Below are 10,266 nucleotides of genomic sequence, written 5' to 3'. Positions count from 1 at the left end.
CGTATCGGAAACCCCTCGACGGACAGCCGCTGTCGGAGTGGAAGGAGGAGCTGAACAGGGTGCACCGCAAGGTCCGGGCCCGCGTCGAACACGCCCTCGCCGGGATGAAGACCTGGAAGATCCTGCGTGACTACCGCCGCCAGGCCCGCACCCTCGGGATCACCGCGGCCGGGATCGCCCATCTCTACAACATCAGCCGGACCGGCTGACCGGTCACGCGGACCGGCCACACCCCACCCAAACCGAGTTACGAAACAGCCTTTAGTCGACTGCGTAGGTCTGGTCGGCGGAGCTGCCGTCACCTGCGGGGGGTGGGCGGAGCATGTGTCACCGTGGGATCCGTTGGAACGCGGCCGCCGATGATGGGTCATGAGCGGTTGGACGGTCCGCGGGGAATGTCGCGGAAGGCGCGGTCACGATCGAGGGAGGGTTCGCGTGGCATGCCGAGCACACGCTCGCTGATGACGTTGCGGGCCATCTCGGTGGTACCGCCGCCGATACAGGCGGTCTGCCGCACGAGGAAATCGACGCCGCGGCCTGCCACCGCGCCGTCCTCCTCCGTCCAGGCCACCCCGGCGCCACCCGCGAGATCGAAAGCAATCGTCATCATCCGGGCCATCACGACCCCGTGGAAGAGCCGTCCGATGGCCGCGGCCTGGTCGGGCATCCGCCCGATCGTCATGCCCCCGGCGATCCGCTGCTGCAGCGCGTGCTCGACAACCTCAAGCATGCGACCCTCACCGATGAGGTCACGCGCCCCGGGGTCGGGAAGCCGCCCGGCGTCCCAGGCGACGTCGACAAGAAGCGCGGCGTCCACGCCGGTCTGGCTCCAGCCGGCCGGAACCGTGACGTACGGCGAGTTGTACAGCATTCGTTCGTGGAACATCCAGCGGGTGCCCACCGTCCAGCCGCCGTCGACCGCGCCGATCCGGTCGGTGTCGGGCACCCGGACGTCGGTGAGGAACTCCTGACAGAATTCCCGGTTGCCATTGATCATTTCGATGCGTTGAACCTGGACGCCCTCGCCGCGTAAGGGGAGGAGAAACACAGTCAGTCCGCGGTGCTTGGGCACGTACCAGTTGGTGCGGGCCAGACACAGCGCCCAGTCCGCCAGCCAGGCACCGCTCGTCCAGATCTTGGATCCGTTCATGATCCAGTCGTCGCCGTCCCGCACGGCGCTGGTGAGCGCGGAGGCGACGTCCGACCCGCCGCTGGGCTCGGACAGCAGCTGCATCCAGATCTCCTCGCCCCTGAGGATGGCGGGCAGGTGCCGCTGCTTCTGCTCCTCGGTGCCGAACTCGAGCAGCACCGCCGCGCACGGCGCGAACGTCGGCGCCTGGATCTCGATCGGGAACTCGTACCCGGCGATCTCCTCGTTGAAGGCCCGCTGGTGGGCCGGGGTCAAACCTTGCCCGCCATATTCACGTGGGAAGCAGATCCCCGCGAATCCAGCGTCGAACAGCATCCGCTGAATCTGTCGTTCCCGAGCCACCACGGCTAACGCTTCCCCGTCGCCGATCACATTGGCGGCTAGGCCGGCCATCTGGTTCGGCCCGACGGGAGGCAGGTTGGCCCTGATCCATGCTCGGGCTCGGAGCCGGAAGCTGTCGATGGTCTCGACGTCGTCGTTCGTCATGCCTACTCCTCGCACGATTCAGGGCAGTGGCCAGGCCAGTGCCTTCGTCTCCAAATACTGCTCGAATCCCGCGATCCCGTTCTGCCGCCCGAGGCCGCTGTGCTTGTAGCCGCCGAACGGCAGGTCGGCGCCGAAGGGTTCCCCTCCATTGACGCTCATTCCGCCGGTGCGGATACGGCCAGCGAGGGCGAGCGACCGTTCCAGTGACCCGGAGAAGACTCCGCCGCTGAGCCCGTATCTGCTGTCGTTGGCGATCCGGACGGCGTCCTCGTCATCGTCGAAGGGGATCACCACGAGCACCGGCCCGAAGATCTCTTCTTGGGCGATGGTCATCGAGTTGTCGACGTCGGTGAACAACGTGGGTTCGACATACCAGCCCTTCGGCAGGTGCGCTGGACGTCCACCGCCTACAGCGAGTGTGGCGCCCTCTTGGACACCCTTGTCGATGTAGCCGAGCACGCGTTCCCGCTGTCGGCGCGAGACGAGGGGTCCCATGATCACGTCCGGTCGATCGGGCTCACCGTAGGGGACCGCGACGAAGAGGTTCTTCAGCAGCTCGACGCCCTCGTCATAACGTGACCGCGGCAGGAGCATGCGGGATTGGATAGCGCAGCCCTGACCCGCGTGGAAGCAGGCGCTGAGTCCCATCATCGTCGCCGCCGTCAAGTCTGCGTCGTCGAGCACGATGGTCGCTGATTTGCCGCCCAGTTCCAGGAAGACCCGCTTGAGCGTTGCCGCGCCCTTCTCCATGATCCGCTGACCGACCGCGGTCGAGCCCGTAAACGAGATCATGTCGACCTGCTGGGACAGAGTCAGCTCCTCGCCGACCAGATGATCCGAGGACGTCACGACGTTGACGACGCCCGGCGGGATGTCGGTGCGCTCCGCGACAAGACGGCCGATGCGGGTCGCGTTCCAGGGAGTATCGGGCGCAGGTTTGAGCACCACCGTGTTACCTGTGGCCAGCGCCTGGCCGAGCTTGTGCAAGCTCACCTCGAACGGGAAGTTCCACGGCACGATCGCGCCGACGACCCCGACCGCCTCCTTCTGGATCTGCCGCCGGTTGGGCTGACCGGACATACCAGTCGCCTCCGGAAGGTCGACGAGCCAGGGAAACTCGTCGATCAACGTGGCCGGATAGCTCAGCGCCTCCCCCAGCGGCAGGTCCAGCTGCGGCCCAGCAGTGATCATTCGTGGGCAGCCGACCTCGAGGATCAGCTCCTCGCGCAGTTCCTCACGCTCCGTCTCCAGCGCTACCTGCAGCTGCTCCAGGCAACGCTTCCGTAACGCGTGGTTAGTCGACCAATCGGACTCGTCGAATGCCCGCCGGGCGGCCGAGATCGCTCGGCGCATCTCCGCCTTCGATGCGTCGGCGACTTGGCCCAGCACTTCCTCCGTCGCCGGGTTGATGTTGTCGAAGGTCTTGCCTGAGTCAGCCTCGATGAGCTCACCATCGACAAGCATCCTCGACTCGGAGGTGACGACTGCTCTGTTCACCAAAATCCCCTCCATATGCTTTATGAGTGTATGGCTAACATTGAAAGGTCGATAAAATACGCCGGGCATAACATGCATGCGGGGGGGGAGGTGAGAGGCCGCGACGCACAGGCGATGCCCTATCCCCGCTACCCCTCCACGGCCATCAGAGCGGCGCCAGGGGAAACGCCGGATTCAGGCGGCAGGACGCCGAAAAATTTGCATCAGACGCCCGCGAGGCGTCACACGATTACGTGTCCGATTCCCGACTCGCCGCGCTCTCGCGCGCCGTCCGGGGTTCGACCTTGTCCAGGTAGCGCTCAACAAAGTCGATCGTCTCCGCGTGAGACGTCGACATGCCGACCGACTGTTCAATGATGACCATCCGCGGGCTGCTGGTCACCAAAAAGACGAGTACCTCGGCCGGAACTCTGCCCAGGGGAACCGTGTAATCGTTCGACGACCTCGATAGCGCCTCAAGTGTCAACTCACGCACCTTCTCGCCGACGGCGGCGATCTCGGCCCGGATTTTCTTGCGGTGGTTCGCCAGGGCCGTGAGTTCCGCTATCAGAGCGCCGGCGGTCCAGTTGTTCGAAAACTCCCAGAGTGCCCGCAGGGGGTGATCCGTCCGGAGCGCCTCGACCAGCACCCCCAAGGTCTGGTCTGTCCGACGCCGAACCAGGGCGAGAAAAAGATCGTCCAGTGTCGGAAAATAGTACTGGACCAATCCGGACGTCACTCCGGCCCGGGACGCCACCCCACGGTAGGTCACTGCCGCGTACCCCTCGCTGAGCATGAGCCTCTCGGCACTGTCCAACAACGCCGCGCGTGTCTTCGATGTTTCCGCGCCAACCCGGCGGGGTGTCGTCATCTGGGGCCTTTCAGCGCAGTGTCACAGGGTGGCGCCCCCGGCGCGTGCCGCCCGGCGCCGACCTCGACTGTCCGTGGTCGTCAAACTCCTGGTGCCTCTTTACCAGAACCGCCTCATCGGCGACAGCAGGCCAGGTCCTCCGAAGATGGCTGAACCGGCTCCGGGACGGACCTGGGGTGTCGGGCCAGCAGAGGTCGAGCGAGAAGTTGGCCGGGACCGGGTCGGACCAGTCCCAGTTCTCGCTGGACCTGCACACCCACGGCTTCGCTGACGTCGCGCCGGCGATGAACTCCTGCGGGCCGCCCTTGGAGGCCAGACCGCTTCTTCACGGGACGGCTTCCTTCTCAGACGCGTCGCACCGATCTGGCATGGGTCACGGATACGCGAAGGCATCAGACCCCAGCCGGGCCAGGGCCGCCGTGGATGTAGAGGGTTTGGCCGGAGCAGAAGCTGGCGGCGTCGGAGGCGAAGAACAGGACGGCGTTGCCGATCTCGTCGGGTTCCCCGAGGCGGCCCGAGGCGTTGGTCAGGCCGATCGCCTCCGGGTCGAGCCCATAACGGGCGGCGTCGTCGGTCAGGGTGGCGGCCCGGACAGCTCCGACGGCGATGGCGTTGACCCGGATCCCCTTACCAGTCCAGGCAGCGGCCATGGAGCGGGTGAGGCTGTTGACCCCGGCCTTCGCCGCGCCGTACGGCGCGGCCTGCGGCATCGCGAGCAGGCTGGCACCCGAGGAGATGTTCACGATCGCGCCCCTGCCCTGCTGAAGCATCGGAACCGAGGCTGCACGGGAGAGGAACCACACGCTGCCGAGGTTGAGCGCCAGGACCTGGTGCCACTCCTCCTCAGTCCATCGCCGGATCGACTTCGTCTCCGCACCGCCGGCACAGTTGACGAGGATGTCGAGCCGCCCGAACTCTGCCACCGTGGTGTCAACGAGCTGCTGGCACTGCTGCGCGCTGGTCACGTCCGTCGGCAGCGAGAGCGCTCGCCGGCCCGCCGCCTGGACCTCCTTGGCCGTGGACTCCAGTGGCTCCACCCGGCGCGCGGCGAGCACGACATCGGCCCCGTACTCGGCGAGCGCGAGCGCCGCACCCCGGCCGATGCCGGTGCCCCCGCCGGTGATGACGGCAACCTGACCATCGAGCGCGAACCGATCCCTCACGTGACTGCTCCTCCATTGACAGCGATGACCTGACCAGTTAGGTAGCCGGCCTCCTCGGTGCACAGGAACGCGCAGACCGCCGCGATGTCGTCGCCCGTACCGAGCCGGCCGGCCGGGATCATCCGCGCCAGCGTCTCGGCCCTCGGTAGGTGCTTCGCCTGCTGCATGCTGCGCAGCAGCGGCGTGTCGGCGGTGAACGGCGGGATCGTGTTCACCGTGATCCCCTTGGCCGCGTACTCGAGCGCCAACGCCTTGGTAAGCGCGATGACGCCGCCCTTCGACGCCGCGTAGTGTGCCTGGCGGGCCACACCGGTCTGACCCGCCGCGGACGAGATGGTGACGATACGGCCCCAGCCGGCAGCCACCATGTCCGCGATCGCCGCCTGCACGCAGGTGAACGTCCCCGTCAGGTTGACCTCGATGGTCCGCGACCAGACGTCGATCGTCAGGTCCTCGAAAGGCACGAACCCGGAGACACCGGCGCTGGTCACGAGGATCCCGACCGGTCCGAGTTCGGCGCGGACCGCGTCGAACGCCGTGGTGACCGAGGCCCAGTCGGCCACGTCGACCCCGACCGCTACCGCCTTAGTTCCCTGCGACCGCAGACCGGCAGCCACCCGCTCGGCGGCATCGACGTCCTGGTCGAGTACGCCTACGTTCCGCCCCTGCCGGGCGAGATGCTCGCAGATCGACAGACCCAACCCCGACGCACCGCCGGTCACGATAGCGACACAACTCAACCTACGCCTCCTCATTCCTCGTCCCCGCGGTAACGCAGGCCTTGTGCCCCGCCCCGCGGCGGTGGACTAGGGCCGCAAGATCCCCGGCGCTCAACTGCAGCGGCCCTGTACGTACGTATGGCTAATGCTATACGTTTGTAAGACGATGTCTAGGGGGAGTGCTGAGCCGGGCGGCGTCCTCACAGCTGAGGTGTCGCCCCAGAGGACGCCCATCGGCCGCCTAGCGCACGGTGCGTGTGCCGGTACGAGTTGGGTTGACGTCGACCAAATAACAGGGAGCACAGGATGTCTGAATTATCGAAGCAAGCCGCTAGTGGCGTAGCTATATCCCACATCGGCCTCTGCGTGTCCGACTTCGACCGGTCGATACGGTTCTATACCGAAGGGCTGGGGTTTCGGCTCGCCGAGAGGTTCGACATCGGCGATTCCCTCGCTCAGCTGGCCGAGGTGCCGCCGCCCATACGTTGCCGATCTCAGATGATCGTCAACGGCCAGACGAAGTTGGAACTGCTCGACTGGAAGACCCCGAGGCCAGAGGGCACAGCCCTGACGACGCGGCGGCAGATCGGCTTCACCCATCTGTCGGTCTACGTCAACGATCTCGCTGCGGCCGAGGCACGCCTGGTGGCACTCGGCGCGACGCCGATCGAGTACACCCGAACACACATCCCGATGCGCGACAGCGCGATGGACGTGCTCTTCCTGGCGGACCCCGACGGCATCCGCATCGAACTGGTGCAGGTGACGAGCCGCCGCTGAACTAACGATCTACGGGGAATACCTATGCTTAAATCTCGGCTCCATCGCAGAGAATGGGATCCGGCGCCGATCTTGTGGTCGAACCGGTGCTGGATGTTGATCAATTATTGGCAGCCAGCCGCGATCGTCGGGCTAATGTGATCTCCTCGATCTTGGGATCGTGTTGCCGTATCTGTCGAGCGTCGTGGTAGGGAGGTCCGAGAGGACAGCGGACGGGATTCGGCTGTGCCGTGCCGTGCTCGGACGGGGCAGGTGGCGTGTCCGCGGTGCAAGACAGCGCCGGCGAGGATGTATGGGCGCTATTGGCAGCGGCGGGTCGACACGGCACTCGGCGGGCCGCGAGTTGTAGTTGACTCGCTGGTTCGCCGGTTTCACTCGTGGCCACGACGGTGCTCCGGGGTCAGTGTCAGGTCGACCAACGTCTTGACCGGGCCGTCGGTGCATAACACGGCGTCCATTACCTCGAACACCACGTCCGCCCGGCGGGTCAGACAGTCGTAGAACTCCTGCCGGAAGCGACACGGCCTCCCCAGAGCCTCGACGCGTCCCGGTTCGTCCTGCACATCGCCCATCGCGACCTTCGTTTTGATCACGGCTTCTTTGATGAGAGCGCGATCTTCCGAAGATCGTTCCGCGTCGCGAGGACACGCCGACCCACCCCACAACACCAGCAGGTATCACGCGGTGTGACAGTTGAGGTTAAAAACAAGCTTAGCTCGGTCGTAGATCGTCGTCGAGGTTAAACGCGAAGGAGTTCATCAGAAAGGCGGATGCCTCGAAGGCGCCGACTGTGAAGATGAGGTCCATGAGCTGCTGGGTGTCGAGTTCGGCGGTCAGCGCGGCCCAGGTCTCGTCGCCGATTGTGCCGGCGTCGAGCAGCTCGTCAACGGCGCGCAGCAGTGCTGAGTCGGATGGGCTCCAAGCCGGATCGGCTGGCCCTCGGGCAATCTTCTCGATCTCCTCGTCGGTCAGCCCGGCCTCGCGACCGATGAGGACGTGCTGCGCCCACACGTAGTCGCATTTGCGTAGCGCCGCGACCCGCAGGACCAGCAGCTCCGTCTGCCGCTGGGCAAGGGTGGTCGCCAGCAGCACGTGACCGTTGAGCGTGAAGAACGCCCGCGCGAGGTCCGGGTGGTGGGCGAACGTCCCGAAGGCATTGCGGGCCTTCGGTCGGCCCTCCTGGATGGACCGCGTATGGCGAGGCTTCGGCGGTACCAGGGCGGCAAAAGCATCCCGCATCTCCGCGGGCCATTTCTTGGCTGGGAGCGGTTCGATTCGGGCCATGTTCATCGGTCCTTCCATCGTTGATGTGCCGCGCCCGTCATCCTTACCACTTCTTGACCGGGGTCTTCTCCAGGTTCAAGGGCCGCGCATACGACGGATCGTTCTTGTCCCACGTTCCCTTGATGAAGCCTGTGAACGAACCAGAAGAGAGGAGCGACGTGTCGCCGTTCATCGTCCACTCGAGGGTGCACCGCCGCAACGCGATCCTCCACACGCCGTTCCGCCGCTCGACGCGATCGAGGTATCTTCCTCCGAAGATGTGCACGGTCTTGCCGTCGCGGGAACGCATAGCGCCGATGACGTAGCTTTCGCAGTGAGCCTCGTCGCCGTCGATCTCGCAGGTGTGGGTCGTGATGTTGTGCAAGTGATCGACAAAAACCGACGAGTGAGCCTGGTTGGCGTACTCGCCGTAGTCGGGGCCGAGCTTCACGACGGGCCCGTGCTCGTCGACTCCATCGTTGTGGTAGACGCTTGCCATAAGCTCGATGTCATGGCGGTCGTGACCGCGTGACTGTTTCATGACGCAGTCGAGAATCGCGAGACGGTCCGTGACGTACTGGAGCTCGCGGCGAAGTTCCTTGAGCTCGTCCTCGACGGACATGGTGGTTCTCCCTCATCGTCGCAGTCACTTGCCATCGACCAGTGAAGCCTTGGACCCCAACGCCCCGACCTCGGAGTCAGAGGAGGTCATAGCTGGCGCTGTACATTTGTATAACCCCTGCCGGGGGGCAGGTCAAACTCGGTCTTGTGGGGCGTCGCCGTCTACGCGCCGGGCCCCGGCTGCAGTCTGGTCCCCAGCAGTGACCGGACGAGATTGGGCATTTGTCGACTCAGCTCTGGTCGAGGAGCTCGCGGAGCAGCTCGGTGGTGCGGCGTCGGGAGGCAGCCCGAGCTTCCCGAGTGTCGCCAACCGGGACGACGTTGGCCCAGACGTCGGTGGCGCCGGCGTCGATCAGGCCGTGGAGCTGGCCGCGTACGGAGGCCTCGTTGCCGACGATGGCGGCCTCGGTCGCGGTCGAGGCCCCGCCGATTCTGAGGATGCGCTGGTAGTTGGGCAGGCTGCCGTAACCGGCTGCGGTGGCTGCGGTGGCGGCACGGGCCTCGTCGAGGTCGTCGTGGACGGCGACGGGGAGCCCGGCGACGATGCGTGGGGCCGGGCGGCCCGCCGCGGCGGCCGCGGCGTGCACCTTAGGCGCCACGTGGGTTTCGATCGCCCGTGGCGGGGCCATCCACAGCACCACGCCGTCGGCGAGCTGGCCGGCGACCCGGAGCAGGCGGGGCGACAAGGCCGCGAGCAGTACGGGCACCGGGTGGCTGATGGGAACCATCCGCTCGGCGGTGTGTGCTGTCCAGTCCTCGCCCTTGACATCGACGGCCTCACCGCGGAGCAGGCCGGTGAGGATGGTGACGTACTCTTCGGTGCTGCGGCCGGGATGGTCGTAGGACAGGCCATAGACGTCCCGGATCAAGCCTTCGTGTGAGGGGCCGAGGCCCAGGGTGAAGCCGGGCCGGTTCATCGTGGAGACGACGGACGCGGCGCGGTTGGCCTGCAGCAGGGGATGGCAGGGATAGGTCTGCAGGACGGCGGTGCCCAGTTCGATCCTGGTTGTCTCGCGGCCTGCGACGGCCATGGCGACGAGCGGGTCGCCGGTGACGGCGCTCGCGTACCACAGAGACGCGAAGCCTTCGGCCTCAGCTTCTTTCGCCTGCTGGACGATTTTGTCCGCCGAGCTACCCCCACCGGTCAAACCGATGCGCACTCCGACCTCCCGCTATCGCTGTACAGATGTGTAACCGTGTCGTACGACTGTACAGTCGGTGTCCGTCCCGCGAAAGCGGAAGACTGTATCGCTCTCTGTAGTCAAGGGTTCGCTTCTGTTGTAGCGTCGAGATCGCTGGCGTAAGGGGTCAGTGGCCGGCGGGTCGCGACCAAAATTCCGGGCGCATGCGAGCGGCACGGCCCGAAGATCCGCCGGGCGGTGGGCGGCGTGGGCAGCTGAGCGGTTCCGCTCACGATCACCTGGCCCGCAGCGGTCGGTGCTCTCCGCTGCGGGGCGTGGCCCGACGGGTCAGTGGAACCCGTCAACCTGATCGAGGCAAGATCTTGTAGGAACTATTGAGCTGGTTGTTCTGTGGTGGTGCCTGGCTGGTTCGGGGTCTGTTCGGGTGGGTTGATCCAGGCTGGTGTCGGCAGCGGTGGTGGTGCTGGTGGGCGGCGGACGAACCGGTCTGGTCGGGTGGCGTAGGCGGCGGCGAGGACCTCGGCGCGGGCGGCCTGAACGGTCTCGGCCTGGCCGTGGTGGACGGTCGCGGGAGTGAGCAGGCCGATCCCGGAGT

Annotated in this window: 9 protein-coding genes and 3 pseudogenes; 2 read left to right on the top strand and 10 right to left on the bottom strand. The window is 66.1% G+C overall.

Features of this window, described 5'->3' with window-relative positions; genetic code table 11:
- Positions 1-209 (top strand): annotated as a pseudogene (locus B056_RS44025) (IS5/IS1182 family transposase); the annotation flags it as partial.
- 158 nt (positions 210-367) lie between these two features.
- On the opposite strand, the gene B056_RS0104705 reads toward B056_RS44025, so the two are convergent.
- The 5 genes from B056_RS0104705 to B056_RS0104685 all read right to left on the bottom strand — a co-directional run bounded on the left by B056_RS0104705 (position 368) and on the right by B056_RS0104685 (position 5,901).
- The gene (locus B056_RS0104705) at positions 368-1,636 is read right to left on the bottom strand and encodes an acyl-CoA dehydrogenase family protein (protein WP_018500752.1); all 1,269 of its coding nucleotides are present in this window, start codon (positions 1,634-1,636) and stop codon (positions 368-370) included.
- Positions 1,637-1,654: 18 nt separating this feature from the next.
- Positions 1,655-3,148: an aldehyde dehydrogenase family protein gene (locus tag B056_RS0104700; RefSeq protein WP_018500751.1), complete on the bottom strand. Its 1,494-nt coding sequence runs from the start codon at positions 3,146-3,148 to the stop codon at positions 1,655-1,657.
- 214 nt (positions 3,149-3,362) lie between these two features.
- The gene (locus tag B056_RS35130) at positions 3,363-3,983 is read right to left on the bottom strand and encodes a TetR/AcrR family transcriptional regulator (protein WP_035750151.1); all 621 of its coding nucleotides are present in this window, start codon (positions 3,981-3,983) and stop codon (positions 3,363-3,365) included.
- A 392-nt stretch (positions 3,984-4,375) separates the two neighbouring features.
- Positions 4,376-5,146, bottom strand: coding sequence for an SDR family NAD(P)-dependent oxidoreductase (locus B056_RS0104690; protein WP_018500749.1), 771 nt, complete (start codon positions 5,144-5,146; stop codon positions 4,376-4,378).
- Entirely contained in the window at positions 5,143-5,901 is a 759-nt protein-coding gene (locus tag B056_RS0104685) for an SDR family NAD(P)-dependent oxidoreductase (protein ID WP_035750150.1), read from the bottom strand. The genes B056_RS0104690 and B056_RS0104685 overlap by 4 nt, the downstream gene beginning before the upstream one ends.
- Before the next feature lie 270 nt (positions 5,902-6,171).
- Here B056_RS0104685 and B056_RS0104680 point away from each other — a divergent pair, with 270 nt between their 5' ends.
- Complete coding sequence (locus B056_RS0104680; RefSeq protein WP_026239328.1) at positions 6,172-6,645, top strand: VOC family protein; 474 nt, start codon at positions 6,172-6,174, stop codon at positions 6,643-6,645.
- Between the two features lie 377 nt (positions 6,646-7,022).
- Here the strand turns inward: B056_RS0104680 and B056_RS0104675 are convergent.
- The 5 genes and pseudogenes from B056_RS0104675 to B056_RS43485 form a co-directional block, all read right to left on the bottom strand.
- Positions 7,023-7,217: pseudogene (locus B056_RS0104675) on the bottom strand (NF041680 family putative transposase); the annotation flags it as partial.
- 139 nt (positions 7,218-7,356) lie between these two features.
- Entirely contained in the window at positions 7,357-7,929 is a 573-nt protein-coding gene (locus B056_RS0104670; RefSeq protein ID WP_026239327.1) for a carboxymuconolactone decarboxylase family protein, read from the bottom strand.
- 43 nt (positions 7,930-7,972) lie between these two features.
- The gene (locus tag B056_RS0104665) at positions 7,973-8,530 is read right to left on the bottom strand and encodes a nuclear transport factor 2 family protein (protein ID WP_018500744.1); all 558 of its coding nucleotides are present in this window, start codon (positions 8,528-8,530) and stop codon (positions 7,973-7,975) included.
- A gap of 229 nt (positions 8,531-8,759) precedes the next feature.
- On the bottom strand, positions 8,760-9,689 hold the full coding sequence (locus B056_RS0104660; RefSeq protein WP_018500743.1) for a TIGR03564 family F420-dependent LLM class oxidoreductase: 930 nt from the start codon (positions 9,687-9,689) through the stop codon (positions 8,760-8,762).
- 353 nt (positions 9,690-10,042) lie between these two features.
- Positions 10,043-10,266 (bottom strand): annotated as a pseudogene (locus B056_RS43485) (IS3 family transposase); the annotation flags it as partial.

It is taken from the genome of Parafrankia discariae (genome assembly GCF_000373365.1).
In the GTDB taxonomy this organism is placed as follows: Bacteria; Actinomycetota; Actinomycetes; order Frankiales; family Frankiaceae; genus Parafrankia; species Parafrankia discariae.
The sequence above is the reverse complement of the archived record's forward strand: the minus strand, read 5'-3'. Positions and strand labels throughout refer to the sequence as shown.

Bases quoted from the DNA above. Each gene is read 5' to 3' on its own strand.
- B056_RS35130 (WP_035750151.1), bottom strand. From the start codon at position 3,983: ATGACGACACCCCGCCGGGTTGGCGCGGAAACATCGAAGACACGCGCG.
- B056_RS0104685 (WP_035750150.1), bottom strand. From the start codon at position 5,901: ATGAGGAGGCGTAGGTTGAGTTGTGTCGCTATCGTGACCGGCGGTGCG.
- B056_RS0104700 (WP_018500751.1), bottom strand. From the start codon at position 3,148: ATGGAGGGGATTTTGGTGAACAGAGCAGTCGTCACCTCCGAGTCGAGG.
- B056_RS0104680 (WP_026239328.1), top strand. From the start codon at position 6,172: ATGTCTGAATTATCGAAGCAAGCCGCTAGTGGCGTAGCTATATCCCAC.
- B056_RS0104705 (WP_018500752.1), bottom strand. From the start codon at position 1,636: ATGACGAACGACGACGTCGAGACCATCGACAGCTTCCGGCTCCGAGCC.
- B056_RS0104665 (WP_018500744.1), bottom strand. From the start codon at position 8,530: ATGTCCGTCGAGGACGAGCTCAAGGAACTTCGCCGCGAGCTCCAGTAC.
- B056_RS0104670 (WP_026239327.1), bottom strand. From the start codon at position 7,929: ATGGCCCGAATCGAACCGCTCCCAGCCAAGAAATGGCCCGCGGAGATG.